At 71.9% G+C, this 1,077-nt stretch carries 2 protein-coding genes; both read left to right on the top strand.

Translation table 11 applies throughout. From position 1 onward, the window contains the following. Positions 1 to 618: Hint domain-containing protein (locus tag D7Y15_RS45085; protein WP_368667438.1), on the top strand; the 618-nt coding region annotated here is incomplete at its 5' end. Positions 619 to 626: 8 nt separating this feature from the next. Further along, the coding region (locus D7Y15_RS43610) for a hypothetical protein (protein ID WP_121756229.1) at positions 627 to 1,077 on the top strand (451 nt) is incomplete at its 3' end.

Here is a 1,077-nt window from a genome sequence, read left to right as displayed (position 1 = left end):
GCGGCCCTCGCGGGACTCTGGGGGCAGAACCTGGGGGAGTACGTCGCGCTCCTCTGCGAGGTGCACGGCGTCTACGGTGTGAGCGCCTCCATGTGGTTCTCGCCCGTCTACAACGCCGGGCTGGGCGCCAACTTTGCGAAGTCCACCGCCTCGCCCTTCAGCGGCGCGCCGTCGGGCGGCGGAGGCGGCGGCTCCGGTGGGACGGGCGGCACGTGCGTCGCGCCCGAGACGCTCATCACCCTGGAGGACGGGCAGGAGGTTCCCGCGGCGTCCCTCCGTCCCGGGATGCGCGTCCTCACCCAGCACGAGGACACGCGCCGCGTGGGCGTCTTCGAGGTGGTGGCCGCCTCCAGCCACCGCGCCGCGCGCTGGCGCGTGGAGCTCACCGACGGCCGCGTCCTGGTGGCGACGCCCAACCACCTCGTCTATCGGCGCTTCGCGGGCTGGACGCAGGTGCGCGCGCTTCGTCCCGGCGAGCTGCTGGAGGGCCTGCGCCCGGGCTTGGTGCGCCGCGCGGCGCCGGAAGGGGAGGGCGCCGTCGTGCAGCTCACCGTCCACGGGGCCCGCACGTACGAGGCTGCGGGCCTCCTCAGCCACAACATCAAGCAGTCCATCTAGGAGTTCGCATGCAGCCCACCCTCACGCAGAGCGACGTCTACGCTATCAATGCCGCCGAGGCCCGGAAGCGGGACCTGCGCCTGGAGATCGCCCGCATCAAGGGGCAACTGGATGCCTCGGCCGCGCTGTCGCGCGCAGCCGCCGAGGTGAACTCCGCCACGCTGGTGAAGAAGACGGCGATCGAGCAGGAGCTGCTGCAGCTGGAGTCCGCGGGCGCCGCACCGGGCAGCAGCGACGACTGGGGGAAGTACTCCACCGTGGAGATGGCGGCCCAGGACGAGCGCTTCTACGCGAAGGACAAGGGCTACGACTGGCTCGTCTACAACCCGCTGGCCACCTTCGAGGAGGCGGTGGCCGAGTTCGAGAAGTACATGCTGGAGCAGCGGACCGCACGGGGACGGCCCTGGCTGCTCCAGCGCGGCGAGGGGCTCGTCCGCGAGTGGCAGGCGAATGCCTTCG

This window comes from Corallococcus sp. AB030 (genome assembly GCF_003668965.1).
Classification (GTDB): domain Bacteria; phylum Myxococcota; class Myxococcia; order Myxococcales; family Myxococcaceae; genus Corallococcus; species Corallococcus exiguus.
Note: the sequence above shows the minus strand (reverse complement) of the source record. Positions and strands in the feature narration are given on the sequence as shown.